This window comes from Sinorhizobium arboris LMG 14919 (genome assembly GCF_000427465.1).
GTDB classification, from domain to species: domain Bacteria; phylum Pseudomonadota; class Alphaproteobacteria; order Rhizobiales; family Rhizobiaceae; genus Sinorhizobium; species Sinorhizobium arboris.
Window position 1 is genome coordinate 335,884 of the sequence record NZ_ATYB01000008.1, and the last position, 25,092, is coordinate 360,975.

Below are 25,092 nucleotides of genomic sequence, written 5' to 3' on the forward strand. Positions count from 1 at the left end.
TGGGAGGAGACCACGCAGACTCTTTTTAGAGAAACCGCAGGGGCGAAAAGATGGCGAAGCTCACAGTTGTCATTCCGTACTACCAGAAGGAAGCAGGAATTCTCCGGCGCGCGCTGGCGTCCGTTTTTGCTCAGACGTTCTCGGATTTCCACGTGCTCGTGGTCGACGATGAGTCCCCCTATCCTATAGCGGACGAGCTCGCCGGGCTCGCACAGGAGGAAAGGGAGCGCATCACCGTCATCCGTCAGCTCAACGGCGGGCCGGGTGGCGCGCGCAATACCGGCCTCGACAATGTTCCCGCCGACAGCGACTTCGTCGCCTTCCTGGATTCCGACGATGTCTGGACGCCGGATCATCTGTCGAACGCCTATCGAAGCATGACGCGTTTCGAAGCCGACTGCTACTGGGCATCGATCACCGGCGGCGACGCCTTCTACTATCATTTCGGGGTCGCGGATCTCGAAAAGAGCGAGAAGGTCACACGCCTGGCGGAAAGCCCGCTTGTCGTCGAGCTCCCGGAGCTCCAGGATGTCATGCTGAAGGATTGGAGCTTCCTCCACTTGTCCTGCATGGTCGTCGGACGCAGGCTCTTCGAAACGGTGCGTTTCGAAGCCGCGCTCAAGCTTGCGGCCGAGGATGTGCTCTTCTTCTGCGATTGCGTTCTTGCAGCCAAACGCGTGGTTCTTTGCGATGAGGCGGGCGCGGTGCGCGGCGAAGGCCTCAACATCTTCCATTCAATCGACAACGACTCGCCTCAATTCCTGAAGCAGCAGTTCAACACCTGGGTCGCACTCGACACGCTGGAAGGCCGGTACCGTAACAGGCCCAATGCGATGGCGGCGATCCGATCCTACAAGCATACGGCGCGCCGGCAGGCGCTCTGGAGCCAGGCACGCCGGATAAAGCGGAGGAAACTGCCGCAATTCGATCTTCTTGCCCGCTGGCTCTTGCGAGACCCGCGATTGCTCGGCAGCGCCGCCGGGCTGGCGGTTGGAAAACTGTCCCGCTAACCTCCTTCGACCCCGATCGGGTAAGCGCCGCCTGCGCTGACGGAACCCGGAACCAAGCGACGACATCCGCCGCAGCGCTTGTCTGGTCGCCTCACAATTGCAAACGGAGACGGTCATGAAGCCGTACTATTGGGAATCCCAGCACGGAAATTTTGGTGACGATCTCAACCTTTGGCTTTGGGATTTCCTGCTGCCCGGTTTTCGCGAGGTGCACCCCGAGACGCTGCTCGTCGGGGTGGGAACGGTCTTGAACCGCGCACTGCTGCCCGAGGGTACGCACAAGATCGTCATCGGCAGCGGGTTCGGCTACGGCACGCTACCCGACATGAGCGACCGTAGGGAGTGGGATATCCGCGCGGTTCGCGGGCCCCTGACAGCTGCGAAGGTCGGAGTGGCTCCTGAGCTCGGCATCATCGATCCTGCGGTGATGGTCGCCGAACTCCCGGAGTTTCAGAACCTCGAAAAGAAATACAAGCGGAGCTTCGTTCCGCACTGGGAGTCGGCGATCGCCGGATTGTGGCCTGCGATCTGCGACGCCGTCGGCCTCAATTACATCGACCCGCGCGGTGAGGCCAAGGACGTCATTCGAAAGATTGGCCAATCCGAGCTGATCGTCGCCGAATCCATGCATGGCGCCATCCTGGCCGACGCGTTCCGCGTCCCCTGGACCGCGGTCAGCACGTCGAACAGCATCAACAGCTTCAAATGGAACGACTGGGCCCAGACCCTCGATGTCGACTATCGGCCGCGGCGGGTACCGGTGTCGACGCGGGCGGAGGCGATGATCAAGGGCGCGCGTTTCTGGGGCATGGATTTCCAGCCCAAGGAACCGCCGCCGGAGGATCCGAACCGGCGGCAGATCGATGGGGATCTGGCCGTCGCCGATCGTGCGCCACGTCAGACCTCATTGCGCGCCGCCGCCAAGCGAGCGCTCGCCGCGCCGGCGACGTTGGCGCTGTGGCAGGCAAGTCGGGCGGTGCCGCAATTGAGCAAGGACAGTGCCCTGGCAGAACGCAAGGAGCGTTTCCGCACGGTGCTCGACGGGATTCGCCGGGACTATCTCTAAGGGAGATGGTTCGGCAGCTCATCCTGCCGCTCTACGGCAAAAGCTTCGAGCAGGTAGCGCACGTCGCCCTTTCCACCGAGAGCGAGAGGCGCCGGCGAGCGCGACGGGCGAAAGCGCTCGGCCTTGTCGGCAAGGATTCCGCTCACGATCGCCGGCAGTGCCGACGGGTGGGAGAGGGCATAGCCGATTGCGCTGGCAAAGCCCTGCTCTTTCTTGAGATCGAGAAAATGCCGCAGTTCGTAGCGGTCGCGAATGTGGCGCTCGTGGCGGCGGACCGCTGCCTCGGCGTCGCCGCGTAGCCGGCTCCCGGCGAGAATTGCACGATCGGCCTCGAACAGGCGCTTGAGGTCGATCGTGCGGTGACTGCCGCTGAGCGAATTGCCGCGGACGACGGCGGCATAGCCACAGCTGTGGATGATCTTGTAGCGTGCGCCTTTCGCGAGCGCGCGAGCGTAAAGATCGTAATCTTCACCAAGACGCAGGGTCTCGTTGTACCGCAGGCCGTGCTGGTCGAGGAAGGCGCGCCGCATCAACGGCTTCAGAAAGCCGATCTCACCGCGCCGCACGCCGCGCCGTGAGATGTTTCCTTCGACGAAGCCGACGAGATCGATGAGGCGAGGGGCAGGGGCGAAGCGGTCGATCCTGCCATGTGCGGTTGCCGCCTGCGCAGCATCGATGAAGGCGATATTGTCGGCGATGAAGTCCCAGCCGTCCTGTGAAAGCAATTGGCGCAGGCGGCCGGGGAAAAAGAAGTCATCGGCGTCGAGGACGCCGATAAGCGGAGAACGCGAGATCGCGATCGCATGATTGCGCGCCGACGCGGGGCCGCGGTTCTCATCGAAGCGAACGACATTCAGCCGCCCCGTGCCGTCATCGGCACTGCGCGCTACGGCAGCACTGTCATCGGTCGAGCCGTCATCGATGACGACGACTTCTGCCGCCTCCGGCTCTGCAAGCGCCGAGGCGACCGCGCGGGAAATGGTGTCGGCGGCGTTCTTCGCGGCAATGATGATGCAGACGTTCGTCGGCATGGCTGCGGTCATGTGGGCCTCCAGCGAGTCATCGGCTGCGCCCGGATCAAGCAGGCGCTTCCGCATGTTTCCTGAAACGGATAGCTCCGGTTGGAGACATGCAGTGGTCAAGGTTCTACAGCATCCAAGCCGTGCTCTCGGGGCGCGGCTTGCCGGGACCATGCCGCGCGATCGTGTCGCAAACGCGTCAGACGACGAAATTTTTTGCAGGTGCGAAGAGGCGGCAGGCGCCGTGCAAATCCCTGCCCGATCAGGAGTTGAAATGATGAGGCCGGTTCAGTCTGCGCAGCGAGACCTTCCCGGGTTGCTTCTCGTCATTGGCGGCTTCCGCCGTCACGAACGGCTTCTGCGAAGAAATCCTGCGGCGCTCGCGCGCCTCTTTCCATACCAGGAACAGAACGGCGACGAAGTAGCCGACCTGCATGAGGACCGCACAGATCAGAGTCTGAATTGCCGTCGAGGCAAGCGATCCGTTGAGGTAATAGGTTGCAACGGCAAAAGCCGTCAAAGCGCCGATCATGCTCACAAAAACACGCGGTGCGAACATGGCGCTAACCTGCCTTCGGGTCTGCGTTTGGAAGCCTCATAAGAGTTGTTGCCCTCTCCTCCTGCCCGGCCACTATATTAGCGCCAGCTTTTCTCTTCAACCGGGAAACGCTACTTTGTTGCAGTCGAGCATACATGGGAAATCTTTCCGCCATCTTTAAGCATTGGCTCCATTCCGCACGATTGAAACGGGTACGGCCAGCGATAAGTTCCCGTTTCGCCGGGCTGTTCCACGCGGCTGAAGCCCCTTAAAATTGCCGGGGTGGTTTGGGAAAGCTGCCTCGAGTGTCGCCGCTTCGGGCTGTGTCCGGGTCTTTCGCCAATCAACTTTTGTTACACGTCTTCGGTCGGGAAGCCCGAGCAACTGTGCGGCGCAATAAAATGTTGCGATGCAAAAAAAATGGGGAAAGTTGCCGCGCGTCAATTTCGCGCGCAGCTTGTCGAGGGTCCTGCAGGTGCAGAATGATCCGTCTATTAACAATACTTTATAATCCGAAATAATTAGCCCGTGACGATGTTTCGGGTATGCAGTGCCACAGAGAACTATCCTAACCTTAATTTCTGCTCCCAAAAATTAACTCTTCGTAATATTTCGCGATGGCCGCCGGCCTGAAGCGCCTCCGGGAAGGGCGGCGGAAGGCTGCCATCTTTCCGCCTTCAAAAAACAAATTCTGACCATACACTCACGTTAGATGAGCACGCGTCCCAAGGGACCGACAATCGCCAACGTAAATGGAGTCATCTCTATGAAGTCCGCGACTCGCTCGGCCAGTTCGCCGTTCTTTATCCCCGAGGAAACCGGGGCAGTCCGACCGATCGGGGGCATGGCAAAACGCAGTTTCGACATACTTGCCGCCTCCGTGGCCCTCCTTCTCTTCAGCCCGCTCTTTCTGCTCATAATGGCCCTCGTCAAATTCTCGGACGGCGGCAGCGTTTTTTATGGGCACCGCCGAATCGGTCACAACGGCCAGTCCTTCAAGTGCCTTAAATTCCGTACGATGATGGAGGAGGGAGATCAGGTCCTCGAAGACTTCTTCAAGGCCAATCCCGACGCCTATGAGGAATGGCGCAAAACCCGCAAGCTTCAGAACGATCCGCGCGTGACCGTTGTCGGGGCCGTCCTGCGAAAGCTCAGTCTCGACGAGCTGCCGCAGCTCCTCAATATCATTCGCGGTGAAATGAGCGTCGTCGGCCCGCGTCCGGTGGTCGAAGACGAACTTGAACTCTATGATTCGGCAGCCGTCTTTTATCTGCGCTCGCGTCCGGGTCTGACCGGTCTCTGGCAGATCAGCGGCCGCAACGACGTGTCCTACGCAACGCGCGTCGCTTTCGACACGCAGTATGTTCAGAACTGGTCGCTTCTCGCCGACCTTGTCATCGTCTTCAAGACGATTCCTGCTGTCTGCCTCTCCCGCGGCAGCTACTGAAACCTTGGCGCCGGTCCGGCACGTCAAGCAACGGAAATATCCACAAATGCAATGGAATAGACGATCAGGGAAATCCGCTGGTTCCCGCATGGCTTCTTGTTTTACCTGTCTGACGCTCCTTGCGGCACTTGCCGTTTCAGGGGCGTCGTTTGCGCGGGCGGAAGAATACCGGCTCGGCGTCATGGACAAGCTCCGGATTCGGGTAGCCGAGTGGCAAACGGCCGAAGGGGCGGTTCGCGACTGGTCGGCCGTCAGCGGCGACTACACGGTAGGTGCAACGGGCACCCTGTCCCTGCCCTTTGTCGGCGATCTGCCGGTCTCCGGTAAAACGACGGCGGAAGTCGCCGAAGAGATCGGTATAAAGATGCAGAAGTTGTTCGGCCTCAGGGATCGACCCTCCGCGTCGGTGGAAATGGCCCAATATCGCCCGGTCTATCTTTCCGGCGAGGTGCAGACACCCGGGGAATATCCCTATGCACCCAACTTGACGGTCTTGAAGGCCGTCAGTCTGGGCGGGGGGCTGAGGCGGGCGGAGAACGGCCAGCGATTCGCGCGCGACTACATTAATGCAAGCGGAGAATCCGCGGTGCAGGTCGCGGAGCGCAGCCGGTTGCTCATTCGCCGCGCGCGGCTGCAGGCCGAAATCGGCAAGCGCGACAAGATCACCATGCCTGAAGAGCTCAAGAACGCCCCGGACGCCGACAAACTGCTTGCCAGCGAGACCGCGCTCATGGAATCGCGTGACAAGCGCCAGAAGCGTCAGCTCGATGCGCTCGCCGATCTGAGATCCCTTCTCCAGAGCGAGATTGAAGCACTCGCAAAGAAAGCCGAAACGCAGGCCCGCCAGCTCGAGCTTGCCACCGAGGATCGCGACAAGGTCGACAGCCTTGCCGAGAAAGGGCTGGCGCTCAGCCAGCGCAAACTGTCCCTCGAACAGCGGGTCGCGGACGTTCAGGCGTCGCTGCTGGACATCGACACCGCATCCCTCAAGGCAAAGCAGGATGCGAGCAAGGCGGCGCAGGACGAAACGAACCTCCGCAACGACTGGGATGCTCAGCTTGCTCAGGAACTGCAGAACACCGAAGCCGAGCTGGACACGCTGACGTTGAAGCTCGGCACCAGTCGGGATCTCATGACCGAGGCGCTGCTGCAGTCGGCGGATGCGGCCCAGCTCGAAGAGCAGGCCGCCGAGATTACCTATTCGATCATTCGCGAAAAGGACGGCAAGCCGACCGAGATCGCCGCCGACGAGAACACACCCGTGCTGCCCGGCGATGTCATCAAGGTGAATACTGCACTGGCAATGCGGTGAGGCAGGCATGAGGATATCCAAGGCGAGCCTTGTCAGACCTGGAGCGAATGAAGTCTACGGCATCTTCGCCCTGGCCTTGTCGCTCTTCGTCTTTGCCTATTCGGCGCGCTTCGGACAGGTTTCTATCCTCGCCTATTATGGCCTGTGGCTGCCGCTCGTCCTCGTGGACTACCGCAAGGTTCTCGGCAACTACGCCAGCTATCTCTGGATATTCGCCTTCACCATCTTCGCCTGCATTACGATCTTCTGGTCGGCGGCCCCTTCCTTGTCGCTGCGCACCGGAATACAGTATCTGAGCCATGTCGTCTGCGCGCTCATCGCAATGCGCACGATCGACATCCGCACGATGACGCGCGGCATGATTGCGGGCGCCGCAATCGTGCTCCTCTATTCGCTGCTCTTCGGTACCTATCATTACGATCCGCTGGACGGCACCTACAGCTTCGTTGGGGCATTCGCGTCGAAGAACCAGTTGGGCTTCTACGCCTCGCTCGGCATCTATTTCGCCTTCGCCGCCGTCTTTGTACTCGGCGAAAGGGGCCTTTGGATGGGCGCGGCCGGGGTCGCCGGATTGCTTGCCGCCTATTGCCTGCTCACGTCGCAATCGGCAACTTCCGTGTTGACGACTGCGGCCGTCATAGGCCTTTGCCTCGGAATGCGGGCGATCACGGCCTTGCGTCCCGCGAGCCGGAAGATCCTCTTCATTGCCGCAGCGGTGTTCGGCGGCGTCGCCGCCGTCGCCATGATCTATGCCGGCGGCATCGATCTGATCCTGGGCGCCTTCGGCAAAGACTCGACGCTCACCGGGCGCACCTATCTCTGGCAGCAGGGCATCGAGGCGGCGAAGGCGTCGCCACTCGTCGGCGTCGGCTATCAGGCCTATTGGGTGCAGGGTTTCTCCGAGGCCGAGCGGCTATGGGAGGAGTTCTATATCGGTTCGCGCGCCGGGTTTCATTTCCACAATACCTTCATCGAAGCCGTCGTCGAGACGGGCCTGATCGGCCTGATCCTGCTTACCATGGTGCTGGTCATAGCGTTTTTCGGACAGTTGAAGCGCCTGCTTTCGGAGGATCGCGATCCGGAGTCGATGGTACTCTTCGGTGTCGGCGCGCTGCTCTTCGTTCGTGCCTTCGTCGAGATCGACATTCTCACCCCCTATCACGTCGGATCCTTCCTCCTGTACTTCACCGCCGGCAAACTGACGATCCCGCGTCGCCGGCGGGCAGCGACGCTGCTCTGGCCGGCAGGATTCCATCCGGCGCCCTACGGGCGCTCTTTCGGCCCGATGATGCCGCGGCCGGGAGACAGCCGTTGAAGACGATCTACGGCATTCAATATCTCCGCGCGGCGGCGGCAATCGCAGTCGTGCTCTTTCATGCGGCGGAAAAGACCAGCCATCATTTCACGATCGGAGCCGCCGGAGTCGATGTCTTCTTCGTCATCAGCGGATTCATCATGTGGGTCATCAGCGATCGCCGGTCCGTGACACCCGTGGAATTCATCGCCGATCGTGCCCGTCGCATCGTGCCGGTCTATTGGCTCGCGACCGCGGTGATGGTCGCGGGGGCACTGGCGGGTCTGTTCCCCAACCTGGTGCTGACGCTGGAACATGTTCTGGCGTCGCTGTTCTTCGTGCCCGCGCGCTCGCCGAGCAGTGGAGAGATTTGGCCTGTGCTCGTGCAGGGCTGGACGCTCAACTTCGAGATGCTGTTCTACGCGGTCTTCGCCGGCTCTCTGTTCATTCCGCGCAACTGGCGGCTGCCCGTCGTCACGGGGCTGTTCCTTGTGTTGGTGATCGCGGGCCGCCTGGTCGCCTTCGACAATGCGGTGATGCTGACCTATACGCGGCCGGTCATTCTGGAATTCGTCGCCGGCATGATCATCGGCGAGTTCTGGTTGAAGGGCAGGGTGCCACCGCTCGCCGTCGGTTCCTCGCTGGTCGCCTGCTCGCTCGGCGGCTTCGCTCTCATCGGTGTGCTCGGTCTTTCATTCGACGAAATGACGACCGGACCGCTGGCGGTGCTGCTCGTCATCGGCGTGCTTTCGCTGGAGGCGAACGGCTGCGTGCGGGCACTGTCGCTGCCGGGCCTGCTCGGCGACGCCTCCTATTCGATCTATCTCTGGCACACTTTTGCGATTTCGGTTGTGGTCAAGATGGGTCTGGCGGTCGGCCTCGGGGCACCTGCAACGATGTTTGCGGCGGTCCTTTCGGGAACGCTCATAGGCGTCGCGGCCTACATGATGCTCGAGCGCCCGTTGCTGCGGCGCGGTCGCGCCCGGCGAATCACGGCAGGTCTGGCAGGCCGGGCGGCCGAATAGAGTGCCGCCAGGAAAAGTCTGAACGGTCCGGATAGAGACCGGGCTGCCCGTCGTTCGGACAGCCACGGTCGCTGGTCGGGAAAGTCAGCCGCCCTGATTTCTGCGCGAATGCCAGTTCCATGCCGATTCGGTAATCGCTGCGAGATCGTATTGCGGCTCCCAGCCCAGAACCTGACGCGCCTTGTCGTTGTTGGCGACAAGCGTGGTCGAGTCGCCTTCGCGCCGCTCGGCATAACCGACGTTGAACGGTCGCTTGGCCACGTGTTCGATCGCGTTCAGCAGTTCCTTCACCGTGGTCCCAGTGCCTGTCCCGAGATTGAGCGCGACGCTCTCGCCGCCCTCCAGGAGATAGTCGACCGCGCGGACATGGGCATCCGCCAGATCGAGGACGTGGATATAGTCCCGCACGCACGTTCCGTCGCGCGTGTCGTAGTCGGTCCCGAAGACCTTGAAACCCTGTCGCCGCCCAAGTGCCGCATCGATCGCGAGCGGGATTGCATGGGTCTCCGGCTCATGCCATTCGCCGATACGGCCCTCGAAGTCGGCGCCGGCGGCATTGAAGTAGCGCAAGATGACGGAGCGCAGGCCCTTGTAGAGGTCGTAGTCCTTCAGCGCCTGTTCGCAGATCCACTTGGTGCGGCCATAGGGATTGATCGGCGCCTGCTTATGGCTCTCGTCCATCGGTACGCTGTCCGGCAGTCCGTAGGTCGCGCACGTCGATGAGAAAACGAAGGCATCGATGCCCGCGGCAAGCGCCGCCGACAAAAGGGTCAGCGTGCCGATGACGTTGTTGTCATAGAAGGCGGCCGGGTCCTTGACCGATTCGCCCACCTCGATCATCGCCGCGAAGTGCAGGATCGCCCGCGGCTTGTGCCGTGCGAGAACCTCGTCAAGACGCTGCCTGTCACGGATATCGCCCTTCTCGAGAACGCCCCATTTGACGAATTCCTCGTGGCCGTTGGAGAGGTTGTCGTAAACGACGGGTTGGTAACCCTTTGCCGCCAACTGGAGGCAGGTATGCGAGCCGATATAGCCGGCGCCGCCGACCACGAGAATGTTGTTGTTCTGCACGGGCAACCTCTAAGATGATTTTCTGAAATTCGACTGGGCAGGCTTCGCAATGAATAGCGGCGAAATTTCCAACAGATTATGAAGGTTCTGCAAAATCGCGGCTTTTTCAACAGCTTCGCGGCGGGGAGCGCGAAGAGAACCGACGTTCGATCTTGGATGCCGCGTGCCATCCGCGCATGAAGCGGCGTGATTCGGCAAACTGTTGCAAACTTGCAGCATCCAGGTTCTGCCTGCAGAGAAATACAATATTGGCGCTTGGCGTCCACGGCAACCTCAACTATAAGCAGTCCTCCGGCAATCAGATTAGGGAGGTTACGATGCAGGCATTTTCTTCTCCCTACGGGGCGGATCCACGATCCTGACCCTGTGACGCAAGCTTCGCGCTTCTTCGCAGCAAACAGGATTTGTCATCGCCCCACCGCTTCTTTTCAGAAGCCGGCGATCCGCTGATGCCGTTCTGACCCTTCCCCGACGGCATTTCATGCTTTTCAGATATTGAGGCCGGTGCGCTCGTCACCGGGCAACACCTATGGCATTTACCCGTTTCACGGCGCGCAACCGCGCCTTCCGCACCGTTTTCCGATTCTCCTGGGCCCATTGGAAGAGGCAGCCGGTGCGGCTTGCCGTTCTCCTGTCCACCGTGCTGCTTTCGACGCTTGCCGATGTGCTCACGCCGCTTTACTCGGGCCGGCTGGTTGACGCCGTCATTTCCGGTGCGGCGAGCGACGAGGTGGCCTGGAATGGGGCGATGGCGGCCTTCATGATGCTGATGGCCCTGTCGTTCGGTGCGATCATCCTCAGGCACATGACCTTCATGGGCATCGTCAGCCTCACGCTGAAGATGATGTCCGATATCGCCGCGGCCGCCTTTCATCACATCCAGCGGTTCTCCAGCGATTGGCACGCCAACAGCTTTGCCGGTTCGACCGTTCGCAAGGTAACGCGCGGCATGTGGGCGCTCGATCTCCTGAACGACACGCTCCTCGTCGCACTTTTCCCCTCCGTCGTAATGCTGGTTGGCTCAACGGCACTGATGGCCTGGTACTGGCCGATGATGGGAGTGATCATCGGCCTCGGCTCGATCGCCTTCATCGTCGTTACCGTTTCCCTGTCGCTCGGCTATGTGGCTCCGATGGCGAGCCTTGCCAACAGCTGGGACACACGCCTTGGCGGCGCGCTCGCCGATGCGGTCAGCTGCAACACGGTCGTCAAGGCTTTCGGTGCGGAAGGCCGCGAGGATGCGCGCCTCGCCAGGGTTCTCGGCAAATGGGAGAACCGGACACGCCGGACCTGGTCGCGCGGCACGCTCAACGGCACGGCCCAAGGGTCAATGCTGCTCTTCCTGCGCGCGGCCGTGGTCGGCTTCGCACTCCTCCTGTGGGCGAGAGGCCAGGCGACGGCGGGCGACATTACCTTCGTGCTCACCTCGTTCTTCATCCTGCAGGGCTATCTGCGGGAGGTGGGCATGCATATCCGCAACCTGCAGCGCTCGATCAACGATATGGAGGAGCTCGTCGCCATTCACGGGCAGCCGCTCGGTGTCGAGGATCGGCCGGGAGCAAAGCCCATCCGCATCACCGCGGGCGAGATAGAGTTCCGCGATGTGACCTTCCATTACGGGGCGCATCGCGCACCCCTCTATGAGGGCTTCTCGGTCAACATCGCAGCGGGCGAGCGCGTCGGTCTCGTCGGGCATTCCGGTTCGGGCAAAACGACGTTCATCAAGCTGATCCAGCGCCTTCATGACGTGAAGGCCGGCGAGATCCGTATCGACGGGCAGAATATCGCCGATTTCACGCAGGCGTCGCTGCGCCAGCAGATCGCCATCGTGCAGCAGGAGCCGATCCTGTTTCACCGCTCGCTTGCCGAGAATATCGCTTATGCACGACCGGGGGCGACGCAGCGAGAGATCGAAGATGCAGCGAGGCTTGCGAGCGCTCACGATTTCATCGCCGCCTTGCCGAAGGGTTACGGGACGCTGGTCGGCGAACGCGGCGTGAAGCTCTCCGGCGGCGAGCGCCAGCGCGTGGCGATCGCCCGCGCTTTTCTGGCGGATGCGCCGATACTCATTCTGGACGAGGCGACGTCGAGCCTCGATTCGGAATCCGAGGTGCTGATCCAGCAGGCGATGGAGCGGCTTATGACGGGGCGCACCACGCTCGTGGTCGCACACCGGCTTTCCACGGTGCGCGCCCTTGACCGCCTGCTGGTCTTCGATCGCGGCCGCATAGCGGAAGAGGGCGATCACGGGGCGCTCATCCGCGTCAAGGGCGGCATCTACCGCGGTCTCTTCGAAAGGCAGGCGTTGGAACTGACGAAAGGTCTCATTCTCAGCGAGGGATGAGGCTACAGCGCAAGCATACGGCCGGTCGACTGCAGCATGGTTCAACGAAAAATGCTGCGGCTGGCCGGCCAGCCTTCACAAACCGTCCTCCTTGGCCTAAAAGGCGCGCAGGTAACACTCCGGTCGCAGCCTACCCGGTCAAAACAAGGACACCTGGAATGAAGACAATTGTAATCTGCTCCGGCGGATTGGATTCCGTTTCGCTTGCGCACAAGGTCGCGGCGGAACAAGAGCTTATCGGCCTCCTCTCGTTCGATTACGGCCAGCGGCACCGCAAGGAGCTGGATTTCGCCGCTGCCTGCGCCAGGCGCCTCGGCGTCCCGCATCAGATCATCGACATCCGCGAGATCGGCCGGCATCTTACCGGCTCGGCACTGACCGATGATTTGGAGGTGCCGGACGGCCACTATGCCGAAGAGACGATGAAGACGACGGTGGTGCCGAACCGTAACGCCATCATGCTTGCCATCGCCTTCGGCGTCGCTGCCGCCCGCAAGGCGGATGCGGTCGCGGCCGCCGTGCATGGCGGCGACCATTTCATCTATCCCGACTGCCGGCCGGGTTTCATCGACGCTTTTCAGGCGATGCAGAACCATGCGCTCGATGGATATGCGGATGTGGAGCTCTATGCCCCCTATGTAAACGTTGCGAAGGCGGACATCGTCGCGGACGGCGCCCGGCACGATACGCCGTTTGCCGAGACATGGTCCTGCTACAGGGGCGGTGCTCGCCATTGCGGGCGCTGCGGCACCTGTGTCGAACGGCGTGAAGCCTTTCACCTCGCCGGTGTCATCGACCCGACGGAATACGACGATCCGGACTTCTGGGTCGGGGTGACCGGCTCCATCGTTGGCGGGGAGGCGTAATGATGTTCCGCATCACCAAGGAATTCCATTTCTCCGCGTCGCATCAGTTGAAGAGCCTGCCGCCCGAGCATCAATGCGCGCGCCTGCATGGGCACAACTACATCGTCGAGGTCGAGCTTTCCGGCCAGACGCTGAACGAGCATGGGTTCGTGCGCGACTATCACGAGCTTGCGCCGCTGAAGCATTATATCGACGAGTCATTCGACCATCGCCATTTGAACGACGTGCTCGGGCATGATCGGGTGACGGCGGAATGCCTGGCACAGCATTTTTACGAGTGGTGCAAGGCCCGGCTGCCCGAGACGACAGCCGTCCGCGTCAGTGAGACGGCGAAGACCTGGGCGGAATACCGGCCATGATCCACGCCCGATCCAACGAGATTCGCGTCAGCGAAATCTTCGGACCGACGATCCAGGGCGAGGGTGTGCTGATCGGCCTTCCGACGGTATTCGTCCGCAGCGGGGGCTGCGACTACCGCTGTTCATGGTGCGATAGCCTGCACGCGGTCGAGAGCCGCTACCGCAATGAATGGCAGGCGATGTCGACGGAGGAGGTCTGGCAGGAAATTGTCCGGCTGTCCCGCGGCGAGGCGGTGATGGTTTCTCTTTCGGGCGGTAACCCGGCCATCCAGCCGTTCGGCGACCTGATCGGCCGCGGCCATGAGCAGGGCTATCGTTTCGCCCTGGAAACGCAGGGTTCGGTCGCCCGCGACTGGTTCGCCGCTCTCGACGTGCTGGTGCTCAGTCCGAAACCGCCCTCGAGCCGGATGGACACCGATTGGGAGGCCTTCGACGCCTGCCTCGGAATGGCTGCAGGCAAGCCGCAGACGGTACTGAAGTTCGTGGTCTTCGACGAGGCCGACTATGCCTATGCAAGGGCGGCCGCTGCGCGCCATCCCCATCTGCCCGTCTATCTGCAACCCGGCAACCACATGCCGCCGCCGCCCGATGACCACGACGCACCGCTCGATATCGACGGCGTGATGGAACGGATGCGCTGGTTGGTGGACAGGGTCGTCGCCGACAGATGGTTCGAGGCGCGGGTCCTGCCGCAACTCCATGTTCTCATCTGGGGCAACAGGCGGGGCGTGTGAGATCTCAAGGCGCACTGCGTGCCGCCACTTCCAACTCGGAAATGCCTCCGCCGAGGCGTACCGGCTTCAGGGCCGGAGCTTCGGCATCCTTGACAAGGTGAATCACCCGGGAGAACAGCACACCGTTTCGCTGCGTGCGGCCGATCTTGATGACCGCCGATTCCCGCAGGTCGGCCTCGAAGATCGAAAGCACCCGTTTCAAGGCATCGCCGTCCATGGTCTCGAGCGCTTCGTCGATGACCACCCAGCGGGGCTTCTGCACGATGAGCCGAGCGAAAGCCAGCAGGCGCTGGTCGTCGTCGCCGAGCTCCCGTTCCCAGCGCGCCTCGCGATCCAGCGACGTCGTTAGATGGTCGAGTCCGACCTTCGAAAGCGCGGTCACGAGCACTTCATCCGGGAAGCTGTCGGCGTGCGGGTAGGCAAGGGCGTCGCGCAGGCGGCCGCGGGGGAAATAAGGCGCGCGGGGAATGAAGGCCACGGCTTCGCCGGCCGGCATTCCCACGCGGCCGCTTCCCCAGGGCCAGAGCCCGGCGAGTGCCCGGAAGAGCAGCGTCTTCCCGGCGCGTGGGTCGCCGACGATATTGACCCTCTGGCCGGGGGCGATCTCGATATGGCACTCGGCGAGCCTGGTCCGCCCCGAGGGAGACGTTACCTCCAGATTGTCGAACGTCATGGTGGCGCGGTCGTTTTCGACGAATTCGATGCGCTTTTCTTCGCCATGCAGGGTGTCTGCCGTAATGAGCGCGCGGCGGAAGGCGGCAACGCGAAGGAGTGTTGCCCGCCAATCCGTGATCGCGCTGACATTGGCGACGAACCATTTCAGAGACGAGTGCACCTGATTGAACGCCCCAACCGCCATCATAAGGCCGCCGAAGCTGATGTTCCCTGCGAAATATACCGGCGCCGCGACGAGAATGGGTGCGACGACCGTGAGCCAACCGTAGCCGTCCTGAACCCAGGCAAGATTGATTTCGGCTCGGAATATGTTGCGCGTGGCGCCGAGCACGGAGGAGAGGTCGAGTTGCAGGCGCCGGCGCTCCCCGGCCTCGCCGCCCGCAAGCGAGATACCGTCGATATGCTCGTTGGCATGCATCATCGAGAAGCGTAGATCGGCCTCGCGGGCATAGCGTTCGCCGTTCAAGCCGATCAGCCGGCGTCCGACGAGCCAGCTCAGCCACGACGCAGAGCCAGCGTAGAGGATCGCGGCCCACACCATATAGCCCGGAATTTCCAGCGATCGTTCGCCGATCTGGAAGGCAAAGCCGGCTGAAAGAGACCAGAGGACGCCGACGAATGAAATAAGCAGGATCGACGACTGCACAAGTCCGAAGCCAAGGCTGGTCGTGAGATCGGCGAGGTGGCCGGCATCCTCCTGCATGCGCTGATCCGGATTTACACCGATCGTGCCGGCACTGGCCAGTCGAAAGGCGCGCCGAGGCCGCATCCATTCGCCGATCAGGTCCAATGTCAATCCTTCGCGCAGCTTCAGCCGCACCATCTGGTTGAGCCACTGCTGGGCGACGTTGAACACCAGCAGGACGCCGGCGAGGACGACGAAAAGCATGAGTTGGTAGAAGAAACTGTTGAGGTCGCGCCGCTCGATCGCGTCGAAGAAGGGTCTGTACCAGCGGTTGAGAATGATCTGCCCAATGGCGGTGACGACAATTATGGTGAAACTGCCGGCCGTCAGCCACAGGATCGGCCTCAGAACCGGCGAGTCGACGAAGGCGTGCCGCATCATCTCGAACTGCTGCCAGATGCCGGCGCTTTCCGGTGGCGCGGTGAGCGTTCGAGCCCCCGTTTCGTTGCCGATTTGTTTCGTCATCTCCAATTCCTTCCCTCGGCGCGCATCGCGGCCCAACCTAATCCGACGGTCGATACACGGGGCCAATTGACCCGCACGAAGCGCGAACTGACAGATCCGGGACTTTTTGACTGCGGTGGGCGTTGCGGCTTAAACAATTGGCCGGCCACGGCGCGCGCCATATTGCAGCGCCAAGTTTCATGATCGGCGGCGGCAATCCACCCGATGGAGGTCCGGAAAGTCCGGCACTGCCGTCGCCAAGCCCCAAATCAGTGCCGAGCAGCAGTCGGTACGAAGTAAATATGCCGTTTAAAATCTGTGATGCAGCTAAATTAGAAGTCCCCATGCGCTCAATGTATGGACAACGGCGGCGGCTGAAAACCGGATTCTGGCCCGTTCCGAGCAGCCGCGGTCCCGTCCGCCGCCCGGAACGGGATCGATGAACATGCCGCCATGACCAGCGACCCTTTGAATGTATTCGAGATTTTTTTACAGCCACCGCATGGGGAAGTACTTGGCGGGTCCGCCCCAGCCTTCCAGTAAACTTTTGTGATCTTCTGGGCCTAACCGTTATCTTGGCCGGTCCTCGGCTCGCCGCCAGTGGATGTTGATCACGATTCTCGGCCTGATCGTCGAATCGCGGTATCGCAACCTGCGGTGCTGAAACCGTCATCTCGGCGGTCGGCCGGCCGCGCCCAAGTGCGATTTCGGCTTGTCCATGTTACAGCTATGACATAAAACGTTACCGCCGTCCTGCAGCGCCGCGCGTCCCAGCGCAAAGGTCGCTGTAGCACTTTTATCTGCTGCGTGTTGCCCTTGAACCGTGTTCAAGGCCATGTAGTGACGCGTGTCGACCCGTACTCAACAGCAAAATTCGTAAGAATTTTCATGCCAAGAGAAGGAGACATTTATGTCTATTTCACCCTCCAATATTGGCGACAAGGAAGCCGCTCCGATGCCGCACGGCGACATCGCCGCTCGCGTCAAGGCCGCGCGCGAAGCGGTCGGCTATAGCATCGAGGATCTCGCGGTCACCTGTGGCCTCGCCGTCGTCGAAATCAACGACATCGAAAATGGCACGGACTTCAGTCCGGCAAAGCTCAAGCGCGTCGCGGGCGCTCTGCAGGTGCCGCTTTCCCATTTTCTGCCGACGGAAATGTGAGATCGGCGGCAGAGAGGGTGCGCGGTTCCGGCACATTCCGCCCAGCCGGTCGACATCGACACCCGTTCATGATCCCGGATCGGCCGGCTTAAACGCCGGCCGATCCGTCACGAGACTGGATAAAGTCCGTTGATCTTCTGGATCAGCTGCATTCCGTCAAAGGGTTTTGACAGACGAGGCAGGGCGCGAAAGCGTTCGGGTAAGTCGAATGCCGTATAGCCGGTCAATAGCAGGACAGGCACCTTACGATCGATGAGTTCGTCGACAAGCGGATAGGCGAACTCGCCGCGAAGATTGAGATCGAGGGTCGCAATGTCGAAGGGATGCTCGCGGGCGGCGGAGATCGACTGAGCGAGGCTCGTGAACGGGCCGATCACCGAGTAGCCGGCAGCGACGAGATCAGCTTCAATCTGCAGTGCGACAAGAAACTCGTCCTCGACGACGAGCACCCGGCACCGGTCGCCGTGGTTCATTCCCGAGCTCCGCGCGGATAGGGCACGTCAATCGTGCATACCAGCCCCTGCGGCGCGAACTCGAGATGCACTTCACCACCAAGATCCGAGGCGAGGACCCGCTCCAGCAGCAAACGACCGAAGCCATTGTGCTTGGGCTCGACAACGGCCGGTCCGCCCGTTTCCTTCCAGAAAATGCGAAGCCGTCCGCTTGCCGCATCTATCATCCATTCGATATCGACCTTGCCGCTCTTTCCGGAGAGTGCCCCATGCTTTGCGGCGTTGGTTGCGAGTTCGTGCGCCGCCATGCCGAGCGTGAGCGCATGTTTGGGCGGCAACATCGCCGGCGGCCCCGCCAAGGTCACGTTCGCCCTGCTGTCGTCATGATAGGGCGCCAGTTCGTCGAACAGCACGGTGTCCAGGGAAACCCCGGACCAGCTTGCCTCCGCCAGGCGCGTATGCGTCTGTGCGAGCGCCCTGATGCGTGCATTGAAGGAACGGTACGCCGCGTTTGCGTCCGGGTTGGTCGAGAAGGTCTGGCGCGCGATCGAACCGACGATTGCCAGCGTGTTCTTCACGCGGTGACTGAGCTCGGCTACGAGGAGATTGCGCTGCACTTCGGCCTCCCTGCGTTCGGTGATGTCCATGCAGACGCCGGTCAATCGCCTCAGCTTCGTGCCGTGGCGTGGAGAAAATTGTGCGAAGGCCTCCATCCAACGGACCGCTCCGTCGGCCAGCCGGGCTCGATAGACGACGTGGTAGTCTCCGTGCGTCTCGACCGCTTTCGCCATGGCGCTCTCGATCAACGGGAGGTCTTCCGGGTGAACGCCGCGCTTGAAATCCGCCAGAGTTCCACCAAATGTATTCGGCTCCAGCCGGTGAAGCGCTTCGAGCCCGGGCGACCAGATCACCTCACCGGTATCGAGATTCCACTCCCAGGCGCCCATATGCCCGGCATCGAGCGCAAGCTGCAGGCGCCGCTCGCTTTCCTGAAGGGCCTCCTCGGTCTGTTTCCGTTCGGTTATGTCGACCGACGCGGCGACCGCGCCGATGACTTCGCCCATGACATCGCGCAGCGGTGTGGCGTTCCCGAAGATGTAGCGGGAGCTTCCGTCGTCGAAGCGCACTTCCTCCTCGAAATTCCGCACTTCTTCACCGCGAGCGGCCCTTTGTACGGGCAGCTCCTCCGGCGACAGTGCGCGGCCCTCGGAGAAAACGCGGAAGTTCGTGGGGTGCTCGCCGGCAGGCGCCGACAACGACAGGTTGCTGTCCTGTGGCAGCCGTAGAATCTCATAGGAACTCTTGTTGCCGGTTATGACGCGGCAATCAGGCGTGCGTGCAATCCAGATCAAAGCGGGTACCGCCTCCATGATCGCAGCCAACTCGGCCGCGCGCGCCCTTTCGTTTGCCTCGTTGCGGCGCAACTGCTCCTCCGCCTGGCGCCGCGCATATTCGGCCCTCATGCGCTGGATGCTGGATCCGAGTTGCCGCGCGATGGTATGCCCCACGCCGATTTCGGTTTCCGCCAGGCGGTGTGGCCGGTCGTAGTAGGTCATGAACTTGCCGATCAGCTTTCCTTCCGCTACGAGCGGAAAGAAGCCGAGGGAGCCTATACCTTCGCCGGCAATGATCTCCTTCAGTTCTCGGGAGATGTCAGCGTCGTCGACATTATCGAGAAGGATCGGCTCGGGTTCGTTCGCTCCAAAAGCCCAGGGGGAGTGCCCGTCGACAGCTCGCCGATAATCCTCTGAAAGACCGCGCGAAGCCACGAAACGCATGGTCTTGGAGGCGTCGAACAGCAGAATGGAGGCGCGATCGCAATTCAAGGCGTCCTGGATGGCGTCCAGCGCCGCCTCGTAGACATCTTCGATCTGTTTCGCCCGCTGCAATCTTTCGGTGAGGTCATACAGCGCCGCTTGCTCGCGAAAACGCACCGCCAATGCCGCTGCAGCGCGTTTGGTCTCGGTGATGTCCCGCGCGACCTTGGAGGCGCCGATGATGCGGCCCGTGCCGTCTCTGACGGGCGACACGGTGAGCGAAATGTCCACCAGAGTTCCGTCCTTGCGCCGGCGTTTCGTCTCGAAGTGATCGACCTTTTCGCCTTTGCGGATGCGCTCGAGGATGCCGGGTTCCTCGCTCAGGCGGTCCGGCGGTATGAGAATGGTGATCGACCTGCCGACAGCCTCATCGGCCGAATAGCCGAATAGCCGTTCCGCGCCGCGGTTCCAGCTGGTGATGATGCCGTCGAGGTCCTTCGCGACGATGGCATCGTCCGAAGATTCGACGATCGCGGCGAGATAGCGGGAACTCCGCTCCATGTCCTTTGTTCCGCTTAGGTCCACGAGGACATTGACGGCGCCGGTCAATGCGCCCGCTTCGTCGAAGAGCGGCGTCGGATAAGGGAGAAGCGGGACCGAGCCGCCGTCCGGGCGAAACGCCACCACTTCCTCCCCCCTGACAGGCCTTCCTTCCTTTAATGCGCGCGCCATCGGGCACTGATCGTGCGGAAGCAGCGTGCCGTCCGGCCGTCTCAGCTGCCAGCTGATGCACCAACGATCCTTGCCGAGCTCCGGCTTGCGTCCCGCAACGGCTGCAGCCGCAGCATTACAATAGGTGACGATCCCCTTGGCGTCGGTTGCGTAAACGGGCACCGCGATGGCGTCGAGCACGGCCCGATAGTCGGGCGCGTCCGGAGACGTGACATCGTCAATCGTCGTTTTGGGTAGAATTTCTGCGCCGTGCATGTTCCCTCCGCAGCCGCCCGCCAACCTCCAAGAACGCAACCACCGCTGCTTTGTTCCCCGACCAGCCCCCCAACTCTTGGGGGTTATCAAAACGACAGCCCCGTCTAGATTGGGCCTGAGGAGGCGCGCAGCGCCGGGGTGAGCGGAGGAAACCGACCATCAAACTGGAGAAATTTAGATGAGCAGATCCGTAATGAACGCCGTTGGAAAGCCGCTTTACTACAGCGGGAGTTCGACGGCTTGGTTTTCCGCCACCGGGTCGGGCCCCGCGCTCCATGGCACCGCCGGCAACGATTCCATGTGGGGCGACGGCTCCGTGAACGTCACCATGATCGGCGGCACCGGCGACGACATCTATTATCTTTATTCGTCGATCAACCGGGCCTTCGAGGCGGCCGGCGAGGGCGTGGACACGATAAGTACGTGGATGAGCTACACGCTGCCGGAAAATTTCGAGAACCTCACGGTCACCGGAAACGGCCGATTTGCATTCGGCAACGATAGCGACAACATCATAACGGGCGGCTCGGGTACGCAAACGCTCGACGGCCGCGGCGGCAACGACGTCCTGATCGGCGCTGGCGGCGCCGACACCTTCGTCTTTGCGCGGGGCAATGGGAGCGACCTGATCATCGATTTCAACGACGATGACATCGTACGCCTCGACGGCTACGGCTTCACGTCGTTCCAGCAAGTTCGGTCCAACTTGGCTCAGGAGGGTGCCGATCTCAGGCTTCATCTAGCCGACGGCGAAAGCCTGGTATTCGCCAACACCACGGCCGACGAGCTGCAGGCCCAGCAGTTCAGGCTAAGTCTGGACCGCTCCGTCCTGTCTCAGACTTTCTCGGACGAGTTCAATACGCTCCAGCTCCGGAACGGCACGAGCGGCATCTGGGACGCCAAATACTGGTGGGCTCCGGAAAAGGGAGCGACGCTCTCCAGCAACGGCGAACAGCAATGGTATATCAATCCGAGTTACGAGCCGACCGCCGCCGCCAATCCCTTTTCCGTCAACAACGGCGTGCTGACGATCACGGCAGCTCCGGCGTCGGAGGCGTTACAGGCCGAAATCAACGGCTATGATTACACGTCGGGGATGCTGACGACCTACTCGTCCTTCGCCCAGACCTACGGCTACTTCGAAATACGTGCGGACATGCCGGACGACCAGGGCGTCTGGCCGGCCTTCTGGCTGCTTCCCGCCGACGGTTCCTGGCCGCCGGAGCTCGATGTCGTGGAGATGCGCGGACAGGATTCGAACACCGTGATCACTACGGTGCATTCCAACGAGACCGGCTCGAGGACCAGTGTCGAAAACGCAGTGAAAGTTGCCGATGCGAGCGGCTTTCACACATATGGGGTGCTTTGGACGGAAGAGGAGATCGTCTGGTATTTCGACGATGCAGCGATCGCGCGCGCCGATACACCCTCCGACATGCACGACCCCATGTACATGCTCGTCAACCTGGCCGTCGGCGGCATCGCCGGCACACCAAGTGACGGGCTCGCCGACGGGTCCGAAATGAAGATCGACTACATCAAGGCCTATTCGCTCGACGCGGACTGGCAGATCTGAACCACGGAGTTCAAGGGCCGGCAGCCTGCGGCGCCGCGCGCGGCACGCTCCCGGCCCTTGACCGGCTATTTCTGGATGCAGGTATCCGCGGTCTCCTTGGTGCACTCGTCAAGGCCGGTGAAGACCGGGTCCTCGACCGGTTTGCCGGCGATCAGGTCCAGCATGACCTGCGGGGCCTTGTAGCCCATTTCGAATGGCCGCTGCCCGACCAGAGCGGTGACCAATCCCTCCCTGGCGATGGCGACCTCCTCGCCGATCGTATCGGCAGCGCCGATGACGAATTCGTCCTTGGCGATTTTGTCGGCCATCGGCCTGAAGAGGTCGCGATAGGGTTGTGGCGCGCCGAACAGCGGCCATCCGCCCATGATCCCGAAAGCATCGAGATCGGGATTGGCGGCGAGGATGTCGGTCATCGCCTGCACGCCCCTGGCGCCGTCGTCATTCGTGAAGACCGGGCAACCTGCCACTTCGGTCCAGCCGCCTTCGCCCTTGAGCTCCGCCAGATCCTTCTGACCGGTCAGAGCGTCCCGCATGCCTTGAGCGCGGCGTAGAATGTTGTCGGCGCCGGGATTGCCTTCGATGGTGCAGATCTTGCCGCCATCGGGCTTGGCCTTCTTGATGTATTCGCCGATGCGAAAACCCATCAGGTAGTTGTCGGTCCCGAGATAGGTTTGACGCAGAGCAGAATCCTCGGCTGCGAGGTCCGCATCCACGGTCATGACCGGAACCGACGGATTGGCGGTCTTCAGCGTTTGGGCGATGAGCTTCGCATTGGAGGGCGAGATGGCGATCGCGGCGGTTTCGGCCTTGCCCAGCATGTCCTGGACGATCTGCGCCTCGCCTGCCTCGTCGGAAGTCGAGGCCGGACCGGTGTAGAAGCATTCGTATTCGGAGTCCGCATTCTCCTTGTTCCACTTCTGGCAACCCTGGTTGATTGCTTCGAAGAATGGATTGTCCAACCCCTTCACCACGATAACGAGCTGTTTCTTCTGGGCCATGACCGTTCCGGCGCTGAGTGCCAGAGCGGCAACGGCAAGCAAAAGTGCCTTCCTCATTCCTTCCTCCCTTGAAACAAGCGGACACGCGTGTGCCCGCGCCTTAGATCATGAGAACTTCGGGCAGGCGGCGGCTTCGGGCAGCCGGCCGTCGATCCGTCGAGGCATTGAAGAGCGGCCGGGTCGCGCGCGGATCATCAAGCAGCGCCGCGATGAGGTGCCGCCTGATCCTGCCCGTTGCCCCCGGGGGCAAGGATCAGCATGCTCTCCTCCCGATATTAGCTAATATCCGCGCGAACGGCGCGTCAACGACAATTTGTATGACTATATGAGTTTCGGCGTATGTACGGAGCAATTTGTAAGACAATTGATTGACGCATTTCCGCGCATTTGCGTAAATGGGAACGGTCGTCTTGCCGGGAGAGCGCGAGGGCGGGTGAGCGATCGAGGGAAGCAGCCCGCTGCTTCGGGAGGCTAGATCGCTGTGGCAGTTCTCGAACTCGTCAACATTTCCAAACATTTCGGCGCCATTCAAGCGGTCAGCGACGTGTCACTCTCGCTCCACCGTGGCGAGGTGGTCGGGCTAATGGGCGACAACGGAGCCGGCAAATCGACTCTGGTCAAGATGATTGCCGGCAACTTTCGGCCGAGCCATGGCACGATCCGGCTCGATGACGCCGAACTCGTCCTGCATCGCCCCTTGGAGGCGCGGCAGCACGGCATCGAAATCGTCTATCAGGACCTGGCGCTCTGCGACAATCTCACGGCCGCGGCGAACGTCTTCCTCGGACGGGAGATCAGACGCGGTATCGGACCGTTTCGTATACTCGACTACAGGGCCATGTACCGCCGCGCCGGCGAGATCTTCAAGGAGTTGAAGTCGGAGACGCCGCCGCGCGACTTCGTCAGGCAGATGTCGGGCGGTCAGCGGCAGGCGGTCGCAATCGCGCGTACGATGCTTTCAGAGGCCAAGATCGTGCTCATGGACGAGCCGACGGCGGCGATTTCTGTGCGGCAGGTAGCCGAGGTGCTGAACCTGATCCGCGAACTGCGCGATCGCGGCATTGCCGTCGTGCTGATCAGCCATCGCATGCCGGACGTCTTTACCGTCGCCGACCGGGTCATCGTGATGCGGCGGGGCAGGAAGGTTGCCGACAAGCCGATCGCGGCGAGCTCGCCGGAAGAGGTGACGGGGCTGATCACCGGCGCCATCGAACAGGTGTGAACCATTCGGAGAGAAAGCGAAGGTCGACCATGGCAATTACCCTCGATCGGGCAGTCGGACAGAGGGACCGGGGATGGGTCTCTTTCCTTTTGGCCAGCCAGGCATTCTGGGTCCTGGTCGCCGTCATTCTCGCCTGCGTCTTCCTGTCGGCCACCACCGACTCCTTCGCAACGGCCAAAAACCTGTACAACATCACCCGCAATTTCACCTTCGTCGCCATCATTGCGCTCGGCATGACCCTGGTCATCATCACCGGCGGCATCGATCTGTCGGTGGGGTCGGTCCTCTGCTTGTGCAGCATGGTGCTGGCCGTCGTCATGCATGCCGGCTACGGCATCGAAGTGGGCATCGCCGCTTCGATCGGCACGGCGCTGGTGGCCGGTGCATTCAACGGCGTCATGATCGCCTATCTCGGATTTCCGCCTTTCGTGATCACGCTCGGCATGCTCTCGATCGCGCGCAGTCTGGCGATGGTCGCGTCCAATAATACCGTCGTCTTCGAGTTCGGGCCGGACCACGACACGCTGCTGGCGCTTGGCGGCGGCGCCTGGTTCTTCGGAATCGCCAATCCGGTACTGTACATGATCGTCCTGGCGCTCCTCACCGGCTTCGTATTGCGCTGGACGAGGTTCGGCCGCTACGTCTTCGCCATCGGCGGCAACGAGCATGCGGCGACGCTCACCGGCGTTCCGGTAAGAAGGATCAAGGTTGCCGTATACATGATCTCGGCGCTCGCGGCCGGGATCGCCGGGATCGTCCAGACCGGCTGGCTCGGCGCGGTGACCACCAATATCGGCGCCGGAATGGAACTTCAGGTCATCGCCGCTGCCGTGATCGGCGGCGCCAATCTTGCGGGCGGGGCCGGCACGGCTTCCGGCGCTTTGATCGGAGCCGCACTGATCGAGGTGATCCGCAACAGCCTCGGCCTGCTCGGTATCAACGCCTTCTGGCAAGGCACCTTCATCGGCGGCGCTATCGTGCTTGCAGTGCTTTTCGACCGGATCCGGAATTTCAGGCAAAGCGAATAACTGAGGGAAGGACAGGCGCGA

General features: G+C 61.8%; 21 protein-coding genes. 14 read left to right on the forward strand and 7 right to left on the reverse strand.

Features of this window, described 5'->3' with window-relative positions; translation table 11 throughout:
* Positions 1–50: 50 nt before the first annotated feature.
* Positions 51–1,010 (forward strand): glycosyltransferase family 2 protein, encoded by a 960-nt coding sequence (locus SINAR_RS0102275; RefSeq protein WP_027997535.1) that lies wholly within the window; start codon positions 51–53, stop codon positions 1,008–1,010.
* 115 nt (positions 1,011–1,125) lie between these two features.
* On the forward strand, positions 1,126–2,076 hold the full coding sequence (locus SINAR_RS0102280; protein ID WP_027997536.1) for a polysaccharide pyruvyl transferase family protein: 951 nt from the start codon (positions 1,126–1,128) through the stop codon (positions 2,074–2,076).
* Here SINAR_RS0102280 and SINAR_RS0102285 read toward each other — a convergent pair.
* The gene (locus SINAR_RS0102285; RefSeq protein WP_027997537.1) at positions 2,073–3,119 is read right to left on the reverse strand and encodes a glycosyltransferase family 2 protein; all 1,047 of its coding nucleotides are present in this window, start codon (positions 3,117–3,119) and stop codon (positions 2,073–2,075) included. The two genes, SINAR_RS0102280 and SINAR_RS0102285, sit on opposite strands and share 4 nt — an antisense overlap.
* A 238-nt stretch (positions 3,120–3,357) precedes the next feature.
* Entirely contained in the window at positions 3,358–3,654 is a 297-nt protein-coding gene (gene exoX, locus SINAR_RS0102290; protein ID WP_027997538.1) for an exopolysaccharide production repressor ExoX, read from the reverse strand.
* A 745-nt stretch (positions 3,655–4,399) separates the two neighbouring features.
* Between exoX and exoY the strand changes: the two genes are divergently transcribed.
* From exoY to exoZ, 4 genes are read left to right on the forward strand one after another with little or no spacing between them, the layout of a single operon-like run.
* Positions 4,400–5,080 (forward strand): exopolysaccharide production protein ExoY, encoded by a 681-nt coding sequence (gene exoY, locus SINAR_RS0102295; protein ID WP_027997539.1) that lies wholly within the window; start codon positions 4,400–4,402, stop codon positions 5,078–5,080.
* Between the two features lie 46 nt (positions 5,081–5,126).
* On the forward strand, positions 5,127–6,392 hold the full coding sequence (exoF, locus tag SINAR_RS0102300) for an exopolysaccharide production protein ExoF (RefSeq protein ID WP_033056949.1): 1,266 nt from the start codon (positions 5,127–5,129) through the stop codon (positions 6,390–6,392).
* 7 nt (positions 6,393–6,399) lie between these two features.
* Positions 6,400–7,707, forward strand: coding sequence for an O-antigen ligase family protein (locus SINAR_RS0102305; RefSeq protein WP_027997541.1), 1,308 nt, complete (start codon positions 6,400–6,402; stop codon positions 7,705–7,707).
* Positions 7,704–8,711 carry an exopolysaccharide production protein ExoZ gene (gene exoZ / locus SINAR_RS0102310; protein ID WP_027997542.1) on the forward strand — a complete coding sequence of 336 codons (1,008 nt, stop codon included), beginning with the start codon at positions 7,704–7,706 and terminating at the stop codon, positions 8,709–8,711. The genes SINAR_RS0102305 and exoZ overlap by 4 nt, the downstream gene beginning before the upstream one ends.
* Positions 8,712–8,795: 84 nt before the next feature.
* Here the strand turns inward: exoZ and galE are convergent, their stop codons facing one another.
* On the reverse strand, positions 8,796–9,782 hold the full coding sequence (gene galE / locus SINAR_RS0102315; protein ID WP_027997543.1) for a UDP-glucose 4-epimerase GalE: 987 nt from the start codon (positions 9,780–9,782) through the stop codon (positions 8,796–8,798).
* A gap of 529 nt (positions 9,783–10,311) precedes the next feature.
* Between galE and SINAR_RS0102320 the strand changes: the two genes are divergently transcribed.
* The 4 genes from SINAR_RS0102320 (at position 10,312) to queE (ending at position 14,085) form a co-directional block, all read left to right on the forward strand.
* Positions 10,312–12,126, forward strand: a complete 1,815-nt coding sequence (locus tag SINAR_RS0102320) for an ABC transporter ATP-binding protein (protein WP_027997544.1) — start codon at positions 10,312–10,314, stop codon at positions 12,124–12,126.
* A gap of 158 nt (positions 12,127–12,284) precedes the next feature.
* Entirely contained in the window at positions 12,285–12,992 is a 708-nt protein-coding gene (gene queC, locus SINAR_RS0102325) for a 7-cyano-7-deazaguanine synthase QueC (protein ID WP_027997545.1), read from the forward strand.
* 2 nt (positions 12,993–12,994) lie between these two features.
* Positions 12,995–13,351, forward strand: a complete 357-nt coding sequence (gene queD / locus SINAR_RS0102330; RefSeq protein ID WP_027997546.1) for a 6-carboxytetrahydropterin synthase QueD — start codon at positions 12,995–12,997, stop codon at positions 13,349–13,351.
* Positions 13,348–14,085, forward strand: a complete 738-nt coding sequence (gene queE / locus SINAR_RS0102335; RefSeq protein ID WP_027997547.1) for a 7-carboxy-7-deazaguanine synthase QueE — start codon at positions 13,348–13,350, stop codon at positions 14,083–14,085. The genes queD and queE overlap by 4 nt, the downstream gene beginning before the upstream one ends.
* A 4-nt stretch (positions 14,086–14,089) precedes the next feature.
* Here queE and SINAR_RS0102340 read toward each other — a convergent pair whose 3' ends face one another.
* Positions 14,090–15,910 (reverse strand): ABC transporter ATP-binding protein/permease, encoded by a 1,821-nt coding sequence (locus SINAR_RS0102340; protein ID WP_027997548.1) that lies wholly within the window; start codon positions 15,908–15,910, stop codon positions 14,090–14,092.
* Positions 15,911–16,799: 889 nt separating this feature from the next.
* Here SINAR_RS0102340 and SINAR_RS0102345 point away from each other — a divergent pair.
* Positions 16,800–17,051 carry a helix-turn-helix domain-containing protein gene (locus tag SINAR_RS0102345; protein ID WP_027997549.1) on the forward strand — a complete coding sequence of 84 codons (252 nt, stop codon included), beginning with the start codon at positions 16,800–16,802 and terminating at the stop codon, positions 17,049–17,051.
* A gap of 107 nt (positions 17,052–17,158) precedes the next feature.
* Here the strand turns inward: SINAR_RS0102345 and SINAR_RS0102350 are convergent, their stop codons facing one another.
* The gene (locus SINAR_RS0102350; RefSeq protein ID WP_027997550.1) at positions 17,159–17,524 is read right to left on the reverse strand and encodes a response regulator; all 366 of its coding nucleotides are present in this window, start codon (positions 17,522–17,524) and stop codon (positions 17,159–17,161) included.
* Positions 17,521–20,247, reverse strand: coding sequence for a PAS domain S-box protein (locus tag SINAR_RS0102355; RefSeq protein ID WP_027997551.1), 2,727 nt, complete (start codon positions 20,245–20,247; stop codon positions 17,521–17,523). Before SINAR_RS0102355 ends, SINAR_RS0102350 begins: the two co-directional genes overlap by 4 nt.
* Before the next feature lie 178 nt (positions 20,248–20,425).
* Between SINAR_RS0102355 and eglC the strand changes: the two genes are divergently transcribed.
* The gene (gene eglC, locus SINAR_RS0102360; protein WP_027997552.1) at positions 20,426–21,823 is read left to right on the forward strand and encodes an endo-1,3-1,4-beta-glycanase EglC; all 1,398 of its coding nucleotides are present in this window, start codon (positions 20,426–20,428) and stop codon (positions 21,821–21,823) included.
* A 65-nt stretch (positions 21,824–21,888) separates the two neighbouring features.
* Here the strand turns inward: eglC and SINAR_RS0102365 are convergent, their stop codons facing one another.
* Positions 21,889–22,878, reverse strand: a complete 990-nt coding sequence (locus SINAR_RS0102365; RefSeq protein WP_027997553.1) for a sugar-binding protein — start codon at positions 22,876–22,878, stop codon at positions 21,889–21,891.
* 418 nt (positions 22,879–23,296) lie between these two features.
* Here SINAR_RS0102365 and SINAR_RS0102375 point away from each other — a divergent pair, with 418 nt between their 5' ends.
* Together SINAR_RS0102375 and SINAR_RS0102380 are read left to right on the forward strand one after the other, a co-directional pair.
* A complete protein-coding gene (locus SINAR_RS0102375; protein WP_167333585.1) occupies positions 23,297–24,043 on the forward strand; it encodes an ATP-binding cassette domain-containing protein in 747 nt (248 codons plus the stop codon).
* Positions 24,044–24,072: 29 nt separating this feature from the next.
* On the forward strand, positions 24,073–25,071 hold the full coding sequence (locus SINAR_RS0102380) for an ABC transporter permease (RefSeq protein WP_027997555.1): 999 nt from the start codon (positions 24,073–24,075) through the stop codon (positions 25,069–25,071).
* The last annotated feature ends 21 nt before the right edge of the window (positions 25,072–25,092 follow it).